Annotated in this window: 14 protein-coding genes; 10 read left to right on the forward strand and 4 right to left on the reverse strand. The window is 32.5% G+C overall.

The features are described from left to right. Positions 1 to 16 precede the first annotated feature (16 nt). Genes E7419_01850 through E7419_01860 form a run of 3 tightly spaced genes read left to right on the forward strand, consistent with a single transcriptional unit; the run spans position 17 to position 4084 of the window. Entirely contained in the window at positions 17 to 502 is a 486-nt protein-coding gene (locus tag E7419_01850) for an NAD(P)H-dependent oxidoreductase subunit E (protein ID MBE7013933.1), read from the forward strand. After that, positions 495 to 2381, forward strand: a complete 1887-nt coding sequence (gene nuoF / locus E7419_01855) for an NADH-quinone oxidoreductase subunit NuoF (GenBank protein ID MBE7013934.1) — start codon at positions 495 to 497, stop codon at positions 2379 to 2381. Before E7419_01850 ends, nuoF begins: the two co-directional genes overlap by 8 nt. A 2-nt stretch (positions 2382 to 2383) precedes the next feature. Continuing rightward, positions 2384 to 4084 carry a 2Fe-2S iron-sulfur cluster binding domain-containing protein gene (locus E7419_01860; GenBank protein MBE7013935.1) on the forward strand — a complete coding sequence of 567 codons (1701 nt, stop codon included), beginning with the start codon at positions 2384 to 2386 and terminating at the stop codon, positions 4082 to 4084. 261 nt (positions 4085 to 4345) lie between these two features. Here E7419_01860 and E7419_01865 read toward each other — a convergent pair whose 3' ends face one another. The 4 genes from E7419_01865 to E7419_01880 all read right to left on the reverse strand — a co-directional run bounded on the left by E7419_01865 (position 4346) and on the right by E7419_01880 (position 8341). Then, positions 4346 to 5368, reverse strand: a complete 1023-nt coding sequence (locus tag E7419_01865) for a hypothetical protein (protein MBE7013936.1) — start codon at positions 5366 to 5368, stop codon at positions 4346 to 4348. A gap of 20 nt (positions 5369 to 5388) precedes the next feature. Next, entirely contained in the window at positions 5389 to 6003 is a 615-nt protein-coding gene (locus E7419_01870; GenBank protein MBE7013937.1) for an RNA polymerase sigma factor, read from the reverse strand. Positions 6004 to 6020: 17 nt separating this feature from the next. Further along, the gene (gene radA, locus E7419_01875; protein MBE7013938.1) at positions 6021 to 7367 is read right to left on the reverse strand and encodes a DNA repair protein RadA; all 1347 of its coding nucleotides are present in this window, start codon (positions 7365 to 7367) and stop codon (positions 6021 to 6023) included. 305 nt (positions 7368 to 7672) lie between these two features. Beyond that, positions 7673 to 8341 carry a DUF624 domain-containing protein gene (locus E7419_01880; protein ID MBE7013939.1) on the reverse strand — a complete coding sequence of 223 codons (669 nt, stop codon included), beginning with the start codon at positions 8339 to 8341 and terminating at the stop codon, positions 7673 to 7675. Between the two features lie 135 nt (positions 8342 to 8476). Here E7419_01880 and rlmN point away from each other — a divergent pair, with 135 nt between their 5' ends. Genes rlmN through E7419_01915 form a run of 7 tightly spaced genes read left to right on the forward strand, consistent with a single transcriptional unit; the run spans position 8477 to position 15241 of the window. Continuing rightward, entirely contained in the window at positions 8477 to 9496 is a 1020-nt protein-coding gene (rlmN, locus tag E7419_01885) for a 23S rRNA (adenine(2503)-C(2))-methyltransferase RlmN (GenBank protein MBE7013940.1), read from the forward strand. 5 nt (positions 9497 to 9501) lie between these two features. Next, a complete protein-coding gene (locus E7419_01890; protein MBE7013941.1) occupies positions 9502 to 10221 on the forward strand; it encodes a Stp1/IreP family PP2C-type Ser/Thr phosphatase in 720 nt (239 codons plus the stop codon). Positions 10222 to 10223: 2 nt separating this feature from the next. Then, on the forward strand, positions 10224 to 12284 hold the full coding sequence (pknB, locus tag E7419_01895) for a Stk1 family PASTA domain-containing Ser/Thr kinase (protein MBE7013942.1): 2061 nt from the start codon (positions 10224 to 10226) through the stop codon (positions 12282 to 12284). Next, on the forward strand, positions 12251 to 13174 hold the full coding sequence (rsgA, locus tag E7419_01900) for a ribosome small subunit-dependent GTPase A (GenBank protein ID MBE7013943.1): 924 nt from the start codon (positions 12251 to 12253) through the stop codon (positions 13172 to 13174). Before pknB ends, rsgA begins: the two co-directional genes overlap by 34 nt. Next, on the forward strand, positions 13171 to 13803 hold the full coding sequence (rpe, locus tag E7419_01905) for a ribulose-phosphate 3-epimerase (GenBank protein ID MBE7013944.1): 633 nt from the start codon (positions 13171 to 13173) through the stop codon (positions 13801 to 13803). Before rsgA ends, rpe begins: the two co-directional genes overlap by 4 nt. After that, positions 13800 to 14417 carry a thiamine diphosphokinase gene (locus tag E7419_01910; protein MBE7013945.1) on the forward strand — a complete coding sequence of 206 codons (618 nt, stop codon included), beginning with the start codon at positions 13800 to 13802 and terminating at the stop codon, positions 14415 to 14417. The genes rpe and E7419_01910 overlap by 4 nt, the downstream gene beginning before the upstream one ends. A 5-nt stretch (positions 14418 to 14422) precedes the next feature. After that, positions 14423 to 15241, forward strand: a complete 819-nt coding sequence (locus tag E7419_01915) for an undecaprenyl-diphosphate phosphatase (GenBank protein ID MBE7013946.1) — start codon at positions 14423 to 14425, stop codon at positions 15239 to 15241. Positions 15242 to 15304: the final 63 nt, after the last annotated feature.

A 15304-nucleotide genomic window follows, 5' to 3' on the forward strand; every position in this document is an offset into this window, starting at 1 on the left:
AAGGAGTAGGGGAATTATGAGTAAAATTGATTTTAACATTGCTGACAAAATACTTGATTCTTATAACAGAAATCAATCTTCTCTTATTGCTATTATGCAGGATCTTCAGGCAGAGTTTCATTATTTACCTGAAGAAATTCTTGAATATATTGCAAAAGGTTTGGATATAAGTATTGCGAAGGTATATGGAGTAGCCACTTTCTATGAAAATTTTTCTTTGGAACCAAAAGGAAAATATATCATTAAAATATGCGATGGTACAGCATGCCACGTAAGAAAGTCTATTCCTATTTTGGAAACATTAAGAAAGGAATTAGGTCTTTCAGATAAAAAGCACACAACTGATGATATGCTCTTCACAGTTGAAACCGTGTCTTGTCTGGGCGCTTGCGGTCTTGCACCTGCTGTTATGGTAAATGATACAGTTCACGGTTCTATGACTCCTGAAAAAGCAATAGAAATGCTTGAAAAAATCAGAGAGGAGGAAAAGAATAATGGCTAAGTTAAACAGTTTGAAAGAATTAAATGATTTAAGAGAATTTGCTGTAAATTCTTTGAACAAACAAAAGAAAAAGGTTCTTGTTTGTTGTGGGACAGGCTGTGTAGCCGGAGGTTCTCTTATTATTTATGATAAAATTAAAACAGCATGTGAAAAAAATAATATTGATGTATGCGTTGAGTTAGAACATGAGCCACATGAAAATAATATTGGCTTAAAGAAAAGCGGATGCCACGGTTTTTGTGAAATGGGACCTCTTCTTAAAATTGAGCCAATGGGTGTTCTGTACATAAAAGTAAAACCTGAAGACTGTGATGAAATTATCGAAAAAACAATTCTTCACGATGAAATTATTGACAGGCTTTTATATAAACTTGATGGTAAAACATATCAGAGTCAGGAAGAAATTCCGTTTTATAAAAAGCAAACCCGTATGGTACTTGCAAACTGCGGTCAAAATGATGCAGAAGATATTTTAGAATATATTGCAAAAGGCGGATATACTGCTTTGGAAAAAGCACTGTTTAAAATGACTCCTGATGATATATGTAATGAAATTGAACTGTCCAAACTTCGTGGAAGAGGGGGCGGTGGTTTCCCGACTGCAAGAAAATGGAAACAAGTTCAAAGGCAGGAAGAACCTCAGAAATATATAGTTTGTAATGGTGACGAAGGTGACCCTGGTGCATTTATGGACAGAAGTATTATGGAAGGCGATCCTCATAAGATGTTAGAAGGTATGATGATTGCAGGGATTGCAACAGGTGCTTCTGAAGGTTATGTTTATGTAAGAGCGGAATATCCTCTCGCAGTTAAAAGACTTAATATTGCAATAGAAAAAGCAAGAGAAACAGGATTGCTTGGTAAAAATATACTTGGCTCTTCATTCTCATTTGATATTCATGTAAATAAAGGTGCCGGAGCGTTCGTTTGCGGAGAAGGAAGTGCTCTTACAGCGTCTATTGAAGGTTCAAGAGGTATGCCTCGTGTTAAACCTCCAAGAACTGTTGAAAAAGGTTTGTTCGGTAAACCAACAGTGTTAAATAATGTTGAAACTTTTGCAAATGTTCCGCTTATTATCGCAAATGGTGCAGATTGGTATAAAACTTTAGGTACTGAAAACAGTCCTGGTACCAAAGCATTTGCTTTAACAGGAAACGTTGTTAATACAGGACTTATCGAAGTTCCTATGGGAACAACACTTAGAGAAGTTATTTTTGATATCGGTGGAGGTATTAAAAACGGTAAGAACTTTAAAGCAGTTCAGATAGGCGGTCCTTCGGGAGGTTGTTTATGTTTACCGCATGAACATCTTGATTTACCGATGGATTTTGACTCTCTTAAAAAAGTTGGCGCTATGATAGGCTCAGGCGGTCTTGTTGTTATGGATGACAGTACCTGTATGGTAGAAGTATCAAGATTTTTTATGAACTTTACTCAAAACGAATCTTGTGGTAAATGTGTTCCTTGCCGTGAAGGTACAAAGAGAATGCTTGAAATCTTAGAAAGAATTGTTGCAGGTAACGGTACTGTTGAAGATGTTGAAATGCTTGGGGAATTATCCGATACTATTTCAAGTACTGCTCTTTGCGGTCTTGGAAAAACTGCTTCTTTCCCTGTGCAGAGTACACTAAGATACTTTAAAGATGAATATATTGCACATGTTGTTGATAAAAAATGTCCTGCAGGCGACTGCCAGGCGCTTAAAAATTACTATATCGATAAAGATTTATGTAAAGGCTGTTCTAAATGTGCAAGAAATTGCCCTGTAAATGCTATATCAGGCGTAATCAAACAACCGTTTACTATTGATACGAAAAAATGTATCAAGTGTGGTGCTTGTGTAGATAATTGTGCCTTTAATGCAGTTAAGGAGGGGTAATTATGGCTAAGGGAATTATGTATATAGATGGCAGAAGAGTTGCTTTTGACGGAGAAAAAAATGTTCTTCAGGTTATAAGAAAAGCAGGTATAGAAATTCCTACTTTCTGCTACTACTCAGAATTATCAGTTCATGGCGCATGCCGTATGTGTGTTGTTGAAAATGAATGGGGAGGAATAGAAGCTTCGTGTTCTATGGAACCTCGTGACGGTATGAAGATTAAAACAAACACTAAAAAACTTTTGAAACACAGAAGAATGATTCTTGAACTTCTTCTTGCTGCTCACTGCAGAGATTGTACTATCTGTACTAAAAACGGCAATTGTAAATTACAGCAACTTGCTGTTCAGTTCGGTATTAATAAGGTAAGATTTGCAGATACAAGAGGTGAACTTCCTCATGATGAAACAAGCCCTTCTATTGACAGGGATTTAAGTAAATGTATCTTATGTGGCGACTGTGTGCGTGTTTGCGACGAAATAATGGGTATGGGAGTTATTGACTTTACATACAGAGGCTCTGAACTTAAAGTTACTCCTGCTTTTAACAGAAATCTTATAGATACAGATTGTATAGGCTGCGGGCAGTGTGCTGCAGTTTGTCCTACAGGTGCTATAACCGTTAAAAGAGAAATTGGTAAAGTTTGGAATGCTATTCATGATGAAAACAAGAGAGTTGTTTTCCAGATTGCTCCTGCAGTTAGAGTTGCTATCGGAGAAGAGTTTAATGCTCCGATTGGAACAAATGTTTTGGGAAAACTTGTTGCTTCTATTAAAAGAATGGGCGTAGATGAAGTTTTTGATACAACCTTAAGTGCAGACTTAACTGTTATTGAAGAATCAAATGAATTCCTTAACAGACTTGAAAATGGTGGTAAATTCCCTATGTTTACCTCTTGCTGTCCGGGTTGGGTAAATTATATTGAAAAGAGAAAACCTGAATTAACTGATAATATTTCAACCTGTAAATCTCCGATGGAAATGTTTGGTGCCGTTCTTAAAGAATATTATAAACCTATCGATAAGGAAGATGGCAAAGAAACATTTGTTGTTGCAGTTATGCCTTGTACAGCTAAGAAAATTGAAGCAGGAAGAGAAGAATTTACAAGAGATAATATTCCTGATATTGACTGCGTTATTACTACAAGCGAACTTGCAGTAATGATCAAAGAAAGCGGAATTAAGTTTATGGAACTTGAAAATGAAGCACCTGATATGCCTTTTGGTTTAGGTTCAGGAGCAGGTGTTATTTTCGGTGCAACAGGTGGTGTTGCAGAAGCAGTTATCAGAAGATGCTTCCCTGAAAAAACAACCAATGCTCTTCGTGAAATCGAATTTTGTGGTGTGCGTGGTATGGATGATGTTAAAGAAGCCACAATTACAGTCGGAGATAAGGAAATCAAAATTGCTGTTGTTCATGGACTTAGAAATGCTCAGGAACTTATTAAGAAAATAGAAAACAATGAAGTTTATTACGACTTGGTTGAAGTTATGGCATGTCCCGGCGGATGTGTTGGCGGTGCCGGTCAGCCTCATAATACAAAACATAAGAAAAAACAACGTGCAAAAGGTCTTTACAATGCAGACAGAAACTCTCAGATTAAACGTTCTGAAGAAAATCCTGCTGCTCTTGGCTTATATGAAGGTATTTTGAAAGATAGAAATCACGAACTTCTTCATGTTCACTATAATTTTAACAAATAAATATTTTACAAGTAAAAACCTTGTTGTTTTAAAAAATGCGATTTTTTAATCGCATTTTTTTATTGTGTAATAGAATATACCCATGATATTCGTTCGCATAAAAAAAACCACCTCACTTGTAGGCAGTCAGTAAAATGTATGTAATTGGCAAACCCTTTTTAGTGCATTTTGAGACACTGTTTACAAAATATCTTTATAGACTAAGTGCATGACTATCGTTTTATCGACAGTCATGCACTTAGCACTACAAATTTTCTTTCGTTACTGTTTGTTCACAAGATGAAAATAAGGTTTAAAGGTGTTTTCTTCACTGAAATTTTTAATTTCATAAGGAATATCGTTAAGGATATTAATAACATTGGTATATTCTTTAATATCAATTTTAAATATGTTTTTTTCTATTTCTTCCATTTTAATATCGTTAAAGAGTGAATTATCGCAGTTTGTTATAATTACAATATTTTCTACACTGTGGGAAAAATCGTATATCGGGGAAGTTGCCATACTGCCTTGGCCACCACTGCCGCCTGAAGCACCAGCGCCTGAACTGCTTCCGCCTCCGCCACCACCGGCGTTGCCTCCACTGTGAATATTTTCGTTGCCAGAAGCGTTTGCTGTTTCGTTATCAGAAGTTTTATCATTAAGTGATTCGCTGCTTACTTCTGTTTCTGAAATTTTATGTTCCTGGTTTGCGATAGAAGGTGTGTTTTCTTCTTTTTCTTTATTTTCAGGCAGTTTTTCTTGTGGCTTAGTTGTACTGTTATTAAAAAGAACAGGTTGATTTGAAGTTCTGCTTTTATCCTCGTTTATAATTCTTTCTTTGTTGTTAGAATTTTCGTTATTTAAACTTTCAGTTGTTGACTTACTAATATCTTTATCCTCAATAGATTGAGATGTTTTATAATTATTAGATGGCATAACCTCTTTGTTTTGCATTTTTTCATGAGGATTATAATTAATTCCGAATGAAAATGCAATTAAGAATACTGCTAAAACAGCCGTTGCTGTAATATTAATTTTAAATAAGTTCTTTTTGCTTTTTAAAGGTGCATTGTTAAGGTTGTAATCAACAAGTTTTTCTCTTAATTTAACTTTAAAATCAGATGGAAGGGGAGAGTTACTCTGATTTTTAAGTTCGTCTTTAATATTTTTAATAAGTACATATTCTTCATTTAAATCGCTGTGCTTTTTCAGATATTTGTTAAGTTTATTAAGTTCTTTTTCGCTGATAGTATTATCTGCTTTTTTAAACATTAGCAAAGATATTTTATCTTTCTTTTTCATATTATACTCCTTTCCAGTCATTATTTAAAATATCTTATAATAAATATGACTAAAATTGAAAGGAAAAGTTCCTTGTTTTTAAGAAGAATTTCTTTTAATTTAAGTCTTGCACGGGATATTTTTGATTTAACAGTTCCTAAGTTTAAATCGGTTATTTTTGCAATTTCTTCATAAGAAAAACCTTCGATATCCCGAAGAATAATCATTTCTTTTTGAATATTATCTAATTTATCAAGTGCTTCATATAAAACTTTTTGCCTTTCGTTTTCCAAAACTTTTCCCACAACATTTTGCTTTTTATCTTCAAACTGTATAGGTATTTCATTGTCTTTTGGGGATACGGTTTGTTCAAGCGAAATTGTAAAGTTATTCTTTTTATTTTTATTTATATAATCAAGACAGGTGTTAACGGTTATTTTATAAAGCCAGGTTGAAAAAGAGGAATTTCCTTTAAAATTAGAAATATATTTATATGCTTTTAAAAGTGCGTCCTGAGATGCATCAAAAGCATCGTGTTCATTTTTTAACATTTTAAGTGAAATATTGTAAACTGTGGTCTGATATTTTTCTATTAACTTTTCAAAGGACTCAATATGCCCGTCTTGTGCTTTTTTAATCAGTTCGTTGTCAATCAAATATTTCACCTCGTTTGTTAAAAAATGGCTCCAAATGCCTCAATGATATTTTTTACTTTTATTATTTCCAAACCTTCAATAAAAATGTTGTTTTGCGTATAAGGAATTACACATTTTTTAAAACCTAATTTATGAGCCTCCGTAATTCTTTTTTCTAAAAATGATATATTTCTTACTTCGCCCGTAAGACCAAGTTCGCCAAAAACAACCAAATCATCATCAATTGGCTTGTTTTTAAAACTTGATGCAACGGAAACTGCAATCCCTAAATCACATGCAGGCTCATATATTTTAAGACCACCCGTAACATTTATATAAGTATCAAGACTTGCAAGATTCAGTCCGGTTTTCTTCTCTAAAACAGCAAGAACAAGATTGGAACGGTTAAAGTCAATCCCCGTTGCCATTCTTCTGGGATTACCAAATGCTGAATTTGTAACCAGTGCCTGAATTTCAGCAAGTATTGGTCTTGTACCCTCCATAGAGCAGATAACAACAGTTCCCGAAGCGTTTTTCGGTCTTCCCTCCAAGAACATATTTGATGGATTTTCAACCTCTTTTAATCCTTGGTCGGTCATTTCGAATACGCCTATTTCATTTGTTGAACCAAACCTGTTTTTAACTGAGCGGATTATCCTGAAATTAGAATATCTTTCTCCTTCAAATTGTAAAACGCAGTCAACCATATGCTCTAATACTTTAGGGCCAGCCAGAGCACCGTCTTTAGTAACGTGTCCTACAATAAAAACAGTTATATTATTTTCTTTGGCAAATCTCGTTATTTTAAGAGTACATTCTCTTATCTGAGATACTGTGCCGGGTGCAGAATCAAGTTCATCGGAAAAAATTGTTTGTATAGAGTCGATAACTGCAATTTGAGGTTTTATTTCTTCTAAATCTTCAATTATTAAATCAATGCTTGTTTTTGAGGTAATAAAAATATTTTTATTACCGTCTGATAATCTGTTTGCTCTTAACTTAATTTGTTCAACTGATTCTTCGGAAGAACAGTACAAAACCGATACATCATCTTTTATTTTTCTGCACATTTGTAACAGTAGCGTGGATTTTCCAATACCTGGGTCGCCACCGACTAAATTAACCGAACCGATGACAACTCCGCCTCCTAAAACCCTGTCAAGTTCTTTAATTCCTGTAGTAATTCTTAATTCCTTGTTTACAGGAACTTCATCAATTTTTAAAGGCTTGACATTGGATACAACGGTATATTTTTTAGTTTTTGAGTCTTTTATCAGTTTTTCTTCATTGAATGTATTCCACGAGTTGCAGTCAGGGCATTTTCCGAGCCACTTTGATGATTTATATCCACATTCCGAGCAGAAAAAAACTGTATCTTTTGCCATAATTATTAATTCCTTTCAATTTTTCTTTTTACCATCAGATGTTCAAAAAAGTCAATTTTTAAACACCCTCTCTTTAGGGGATAGGGAAAAAAATTCAGAATGGACGAATTTAGCCAAAATTCTTGATTTTGGGTCACCCGAAGGCGTACTAAGTACGTCGAGTGGCTAAATTCGTTCATAGCAAAAAGTATAAATTCCAAAGATTTTTTTAAAAATCTTTACCTTGTTATTACAACCTAAAAATTTGGGTACTAACATATTGATATATCTCACTTTTTGCGGTCTGGAGTTTTTTAACATCCCCTTTATTCTTCCATATTTTTCTTAATCGCAGGCCATACTGAATAGGTAGTAAAATAATTTATAAACGAAGTAAGAAAGAATGGAGCAAGCACCCAGCCAATCTGTGGTATAAAACCAAAAGACAGAGCCACTATTAAAATTACAACAAACGCAACAAAAAGGTTAAGCGGAAGTTTTATAAGCGCAAAAATAAACGAGTTTTTTAAAACAGCAAAAAAAGGAATATCATAAAAAACAAGTAAAGGATATATATAAAAACTCATCATTAAAACAATCAGGTTTACAAGTAATAAAGGCATTGTAAAATATGAAAAATGAGGTACAGTTTTTAAGTTTATAAATACCAGAATGAATGAGAATACAGGTATCAAAGATAAGAAAAATGCAAATATACTCTTAAAAAAATTTTTCTTAAAGTGTTCAAAATAGTCTGATATAAGAAAAACGGGGTTGTTTTCCGTAAAACACTGTGAAATATATGTAAGTCCGCATATAGAAGGACCTATTGTAACAACAGGGATACAAGTAACCAAAAACAGCATACTTAATTTTACAATTTTGAAAAAATTAAAAAATAAGTAGTAGAAAAATAAAAAAGGTCTTTTAAGTTTTCTTTCGTCTTTTCTGACACCTCTTCCGGGACCGTATGATGAAAATGAAAATAAACCCATAAGTAAACATCCTCTCGTAAATTATTATTTTACATTATTATACTATATTATTATTTATATTTCTATATAATTTTAAAAAAACTTGCTTTTTTACTTATAATAATTTATAATTAGACTTGGATTGGAGTTGGTATTTTGTTAAGAAATATAAAGGACTTAACTTTAGAAGAATTAACTGAATATTTTTTAAATAAAAATCAACCTGCATTTAAAGCAAAACAATGTTTTAAGTGGCTTTCTCTTGGTGTTTTTTCATTTTCAGAAATGACTGATTTAAGCAAAGTTTTAAGAGCAGAACTTGAAAAAGATTTTTTTATAAGTGTTCCTGAAATTATAAGAAAACAGGTTTCTAAAGATAAAACTGTAAAGTATCTTTTTAAAAACACTGACGGAACTTATATTGAAACTGTAGTTATGACTTATAAACATGGTGTATCTGCTTGTGTTTCCACTCAGGTAGGGTGTAATATGGGATGTAAATTTTGTGCTTCTACCATAGACGGAAAAGAAAGAGATTTAACCGGCGGAGAAATATTAGATCAGATTATTTTTGCATCGAAAGATATGGGAGTAAGGATTTCCCATGTTGTACTTATGGGAATGGGAGAGCCTCTTGATAATTATGATAATGTTATAAAATTTTTAAAGAATGTGACAAATCCTGTTGGTCTTAATTTGTCATACAGGCATATTTCCTTATCAACTTGCGGACTTGTTCCGAAAATTAATATGTTAAAGGAAGAAAAAATGCCTATTACATTATCTGTTTCTCTGCATGCTCCGACTGACGAAAAGAGAAGTAAAATTATGCCTGTAAATAAAAAATATAATATTAAGGAATTGATGTTATGTCTTAAGGAATATACTGAATATACAGGCAGAAGAATATCTTTTGAATATACTTTGATAAAAGATTTCAACGATACTTATGAAGACGCTAAAATTCTCGCAAGACTGCTTAAAGGAATGCTTGCACATGTTAATCTTATTCCTGTCAATGAAGTGCGGGAAACAGGATTTAAAAAACCTGAAAACGCAAACAGATTTAAAGAATGGCTTACGGGATTTAATATAAATGCGACAATAAGAAGAGAACTTGGCTCCGATATAGATGCTGCCTGCGGGCAATTAAGAAAGAAAGAAAAAAGGGGATGATATAGTTGGATTACGGATATAGGACTGATGTCGGCAAAGTCAGAAGTTTGAATGAAGACAGATATCTTTTTGTCAATGAAGAAGATTATGTACTTCTGGCAGTAGCCGATGGTATGGGAGGTCACAATGCCGGAGATATTGCAAGTCAGATGGCAATAGATGAGATTTTAAAATATAACCTTAATCTCGGCTTTTATAATGATACAAAAGAAAATATTAAAAAGTGTATAGATAATGTAAACTTAAAAATATTTGAATATTCAGTAAAAAATCCTTCTTGTAACGGAATGGGAACAACACTTACCTTGGCTGTGATTATAGGAGATTTAGTATACTTTGCCAATGTAGGTGACAGCAGAGGTTATGTTGTAAATAATGATATCAAAAAAATTACTGTTGACCATTCATATGTTGAAGAACTTGTTAAAATAGGTAAAATTACCGAAGAAGAAGCAAAAAATCATCCGAATAGGAATCAGATAACAAGAGCAATAGGTACTTCTTTTGATGTTGAAATTGATATATTTGAATTTAAAAAGAATAAAGAAGACATTATTTGTTTATGTACTGATGGATTTACCAATATGCTTTCTGATGATGTAATACTAAAAGAGTTTGAAAAGACAGACTCACTGCAAAAATCGATTGACAATCTTGTTAATCTTGCCAATGTTAATGGCGGATGTGACAATATTACAGTTGTGTGTTATACGGAAGGAGAATAGAAATGGTTGGTAAAATACTTGGCGATAGATATGAGATAATAGAAGAAATCGGTAATGGTGGTATGGCAATTGTATATAAAGCCAAATGCCGAAAATTAAATAGAGTTGTAGCAATAAAAGTTTTAAAAGACGAGTATAAAGTTGATGAAGAATTTGTAAAAAAATTCAACAGGGAATCTCAGGCGGCTGCAAGTCTTTCTCACCCTAACATTGTTTCCGTTTACGATGTGGGGCATGATGACGGTATTTATTATATCGTTATGGAACTTGTTGAAGGTGTTAATTTAAAGGATTACATATTAAAAAATCCAAAAATGGACTGGAGAGTTGCACTTAAATATTCAATGCAGATTTGTTCTGCACTTGCTCACGCACACCGTAACGGAATAATTCACAGGGATATTAAACCTCATAATATAATCCTTTCTAAAGACGGAAACTGTAAGGTTACTGATTTTGGTATTGCGTTTGTAAATAATATGAACGAAACAAAGAAAATAGACGAGGGGATTTTAGGCTCCGTTCATTATATTTCTCCTGAACATGCAAAAGGTGTTATCACTGACGAAAGAAGTGATATATATTCTTTAGGTGTTACAATGTATGAAATGTTAACAGGCGTTTTACCTTTTGACTCAGATAATGCGGTTTCAGTTGCTGTTATGCATATAAATTCAGATCCTAAGCCAATAAAGGATATAAATATTGCAGTTCCTCTTACTTTAGTGCAGATAGTTAAAAAGGCAATGTCTAAGGATATTTTAGGAAGATATCAAAGCGCTAATGAAATGTATAAAGATTTATATGAACTTTCCAATGAACCTGATGTATTTGTTTTAGCCAAAGAAGAGCCTTCTGATCTTGGTGTAACTAAAGTTATATCTAAAGAAGAAACAGAGGAAATTAAAAATAAGATTCAAAACGGTGAAAAAGAAATTGTAATTTCGATAGATAATACTCCTCAGAAAAAAGAAGAGGAAAAAGAAACCGTTCAGGAAAACAAAAAAGCAAAAAAAGGTTTCTTTAAAGATTTATTTAAAGCAGAAAACAAAAAAGATAAAGTTGCGATAATATCAGCATTGGCAGTATCAGTGATTTTAATTGGCATGGTTCTTACATTTGCTGTTGGTATTCTTGCACCCGGAATTTTTAATTTCGGTTCAAATGATGAGTATAAAATTCCAAAATTTGTCGGAAGTAATATTGAAGATATAAAAGAAGAATATAAAGATATTGATATTGAATTTATAATCACCGAAGAACAATTTAATGATGAGTACAACGAAGGCATAATTATAACACAAAATCCTGACGAAGGAATGAATGTTAAACTTCCTGTTAAAGTCAGATTGACTGTTTCAAAAGGGTCAAGAGAGATTGTTTTATCAAATTATGTAAATAAAGAAGCGCGTCAGGCAGAACTGGAAATTACTGAACAGGGACTTAAATATGTTGAAAAAACTGAATATGACGAGGAAGTACCTGCCGGATATGTTATATCACAATATCCTCTTGCGAAAACTAAAGTTTTATCAGGAACTGATGTTACAATAACTGTAAGTAAAGGTGCTAATGAAGAATTTGCTGTTGTTCCTAATTTGATAGGTTTAACAGAAGCAGAAGCAAAAGCGAAACTTACCGACTATGAACTTGTTTTAGGAGGAATAATCCGTGAAGCAAGTGATAAAGAAGAGGGAAGAGTTATTGCACAGAGCGCACCTGCCAACAGTGAACTTGTTAAAAAATCAAAAGTTACACTTACTTTGAGTAACGGTAAAAAGCCATCTTCCAATCAGGGTGGAACAACCGAAAATAATCCTTCAAAACCAGATGAGCCCGATGAACCTGAAGTTACATTAAAAAAATATACATTAACCTTAAATTTACCTTCTGATAAAGATTCTGTTACTGTTAAAGTTGATCAGGATGGAAAAACTGTTTATAATAAATCGGTCAAAACATCACAAAAAACTCTTAATATAACATTAGAAGGTAATGGTAATCATAATATTGTTGTATATTATGACGGATTACTTATAAAAACTCAGAAAATAAAAATCTAAGAGGTGAAATTTTGACGGAAGGGATAATCGTTAAAGGTATAGGCGGTTTTTACTATGTAAAAACTGATTTTGGTATCTTTACCTGTAAAGCAAAGGGGAGTTTCAGAAAAGAAAATAAAACTCCCTATGTAGGAGACAGGGTAAAAATGCGAATAGTAAGCGAAGAAGCAAAAGAAGGCTTTATTGAAGAAATAAGGGAAAGGACGAATTTTTTAATTCGTCCTCCTGTAGCAAATATTGACAGAATGATTATTATATCTTCTGTTGCCGAACCTTCTCCTGATACTTGCTTTATTGATAAAATGATTGCAATATGCGAGCATAATAATATTGAGCCAGTCTTATGTTTTAATAAAATAGATTTAAAGGCAGATTTTAGCATAATATCTGATTATGAAAAAATTGGATATAAAGTTATGAAAACCAGCGTTAAAGACGGCGTTGGTCTTCTTGATTTAAAAAATATGCTGATAAAAGGGATTACATCAGTTGCAGGGTTTTCCGGTGTAGGTAAATCAAGTTTATTAAGTACAGCAATAGATAAAAAATTAGAAACAGGCAAAGTAAGTGATAAAATTTCAAGAGGCAGGCATACAACAAGGCATGTTGAACTTTTTGAAGTTGAAGAAGGAAAATTTTTTGCTGACACACCTGGCTTTTCAGGTCTTGACATAGAAACACTAAGAAAAGAAGAACTTGCTTCTTTGTTTATTGATTTTAAAGATTATACTGACTTATGTAAATTCAAAGACTGCAGTCATACAAAAGAACAAGGGTGTGCAGTTATAAATGCAGTTAATGAAGGTAAAATTGTTAAATCAAGGCATGAAAACTATTTGGAATTTTATAATACACTTAAACTTATAAATGATTGGGAGAGAGCAAAATGATAAAAATTGCACCGTCGCTTTTATCGGCAGACTTTGCTGATTTGAAAAATGAAATAAAGGCTATTGAAAATGCAGATTTTGTCCATCTTGATGTAATGGATGGTCAGTTTGTTCCAAATATTTCTTTTGGAGCACCCATAATAAAATCCTTAAGAAAACATTCAAATCTTATTTTTGATGTTCATCTTATGATAAAAAATCCGTTGAAATATATTGAGGATTTTTGCAAAGCAGGAGCAGATATTATAACCTTTCATGTTGAAGCGGATGATGATATAGATGAAACTATTTTAAAAATTAAAGAGTATGGGAAAAAATGCGGAATAGTCTTATCCCCTGATACTGATGCAGAGGTTGTTATCCCTTATCTTGATAAGGTTGATATGATTTTACTTATGTCTGTATACCCTGGATTCGGAGGTCAGAAATATATTCACAGAATTACCGAAAAAATAAAAAGAGTCAAAGAATATATTGGAAACAGGGATATAGATTTGCAAATTGATGGTGGAATTACTAAAGAAAATGTAAAAGAGACTATAGATGCAGGAGCGAATGTTATTGTTGCCGGAACTTCAGTTTTCGGAATGAGTGACAGATATAAAGCGATTGAGGAATTAAGACAATGATTACATATATTTTCGGGGCCTCAGATATAGAAGACTATTCTTATCTTAAAAGCATAAATTTTGAGGGAAGTTATATAATTTGTGCAGATGGAGGAACTAAACATTTAAAAGAATTAAATCTAATTGCTGATGTCGTTATAGGTGATTTTGATTCTTCTTCTGATTATAAAAAATATGAAAATAAGATTACTTATCCAAAGGAAAAAGATGATACTGATTTGGGTCTTGCAATAAACTATGCATCAGATAATGATTTTAATGAGTGTGTGGGTATTGGTTGTCTTGGTAATAGATTAGACCATACTTATGCTAATATTGCTTTGCTAAAGTATGCTTTTAATAAAGGTGTAAACCTTGAACTTATTGATGATAACACGAAAGTATTTCTTGTAAATGAGAAAAAAGAAATATTAAAAGAAGATTTTAAATATGTTTCAATTTTCCCCTTTGAAAATAATGTAAAGGGAATAAACTTAACAGGTTTTAAATATCCTCTTAATGAGGCAACGTTAACTTCAGATTATCCTTTGGGTATAAGTAATGAAATTTTGGATGAAAAAGGAATAATTGAAGTTAATGATGGCAATCTGATTGTTATGTTAATTAAGGAGTAGAAATAATGAATTTAATTGAACTTTTAAAAGTAATTTTTTTAGGTATTGTTGAAGGAATAACTGAATGGCTTCCTATAAGCAGTACAGGTCATATGATACTTTTAGACGAATTTATTAAACTTAATATTACTGAAGAATTTAAGGAAATGTTTTTTGTTGTTATTCAGCTTGGCGCAATACTTGCCGTTGTATTTTTATACTTTAAAAAACTAATCCCTTTTGATATTGTAAATAAAAGGATAACAGTAAAAAAAGAAGCATTTTCTCTATGGGGAAAAATAATTGTATCCTGTATTCCTGCAGCAGTTATCGGGTTACTCTTTGACGATAAGATTGATGAAATATTTTATAATTCTTTTGTTGTATCACTTATGCTTATACTTTATGGTATTATATTTATTCTTATTGAAAGAAAAAAAAGAATTGTAAAAACAACTGATTTAGATAAATTAACATATAAAACAGCCCTGTATATTGGATTGTTCCAACTATTATCTTTAATTCCAGGTACTTCAAGGTCGGGAGCAACAATAATAGGTGCAATGCTTGTCGGCACCTCCAGAGAGGTTGCAGCGGAGTTTACTTTCTTTCTTGCAATTCCTGTAATGCTTGGTGCAAGTTTACTTAAACTTTTGAAATTTGGTTTTGTGTTTACCGGTTCTGAAATAATTATACTTGTAGCAGGGCTTATAACAGCATTTATCGTTTCGGTAATTGCAATTAAATTCCTTGTAGGTTATATTAAGAAAAACGATTTCAAAGTTTTCGGATGGTACAGAATTGTACTTGGTATAATTGTGCTTTTATATTTTGCGTTTATATAAAGGCATTTAAAATTTAGAATAAAGTTTGAGGATAGTTATATCTATATGAAATAACACGAAAGA

The organism is Oscillospiraceae bacterium (assembly GCA_015068525.1).
In the GTDB taxonomy this organism is placed as follows: domain Bacteria; phylum Bacillota; class Clostridia; order UMGS1840; family HGM11507; genus SIG450.